The 1,024-nt window shown below is 39.0% G+C and carries 1 protein-coding gene; it reads right to left on the bottom strand.

What is annotated here, in order from left to right:
- Nucleotides 1-600, bottom strand: a 600-nt coding sequence (locus KO513_RS02365) for a DJ-1/PfpI family protein (protein WP_215912139.1), incomplete at its 3' end; no start/stop codon positions are given.
- Between the last annotated feature and the right edge of the window lie 424 nt (nucleotides 601-1,024).

Here is a 1,024-nt window from a genome sequence, read left to right on the forward strand (position 1 = left end):
GGAGCCGTCTACTCGATTAGCTACAGTAATTATTTCAAATTTTTCTGGATGATAGTCCATTCCTACTCGTATTTCTTGGGTTTTTTCTTTTCCGATAAGTTTCTCAGATACGTATAAGCCTAAATCCAATGAAGATGCAACTGCTCCAGCTGTTATGGTATTATTGTCATCAACAATTCTTGCTTGAGCAACTTTTTCGCAATACTTTTCCAATGATTTATATTCATTAAAGTTAGTCGTTGCAGTTTTGTTTTTTAAAAATCCAGCTGAACCAATTAATAAGCTACCTGTGCAAATTGAAACTATATAATCAACATTTTTTCCAGTTCTCAACCATTCAATGAATTCTGTGTTGTATTGAAGTTCTCTTGTTCCATATCCACCAGGCACAACGATCATATCATAATCCGCTAAAGAAGGTTTAATTTTATCGACAATAATTTCTAGTCCAAAACTATCCTTTATCGATTTTTTAGTCGCACACAAATCCCAATTTAGATTTTCCATAAACCCTTTGGTTTTTATATTCTTTATAGGGTCATAAAACCCAATAAAATCTAAAAGAGTTATTTCGTCAAATAGTATATATGCTATCTTCATTTGTTTTTATTGTAGCTAACGGCCCGGGACTAGGCCCTGCGGATGCGCAGCATACGCGTAAAGGGTCTGGGCTGCGCATTTGTGGGGCTTATCCCTTGTTGTGTTTCGTTTTCCTTCGGGAGGTCTCTACGGTTCTCGGAGGTCGCTCCCTATATTTTTGCGCTGCCCTTCCCGGGCCGTTGTGGCGTATTGAGCGTACCGGGAATCGAAAAAAGGTATGGGGACGGAGTGTTGCCCGTCTTGCTTTTTTCGATGTAGGGACGCGGCCGAAGGCAATTCGCCACAACGTTGATGTATAAGATTAGTTGCGTGTTTAATCACCTAATTTAGCAAATACAAACCAAATAGAAAATCTGCAAGGATTTTCGAAAGCAAGCTTGAACTAGCAATTAATTTTATACGGTGTGTGTGCCCAGTATGGGCA

It is taken from the genome of Zobellia sp. B3R18, from assembly GCF_018860715.1.
Lineage (GTDB): Bacteria > Bacteroidota > Bacteroidia > Flavobacteriales > Flavobacteriaceae > Zobellia > Zobellia russellii.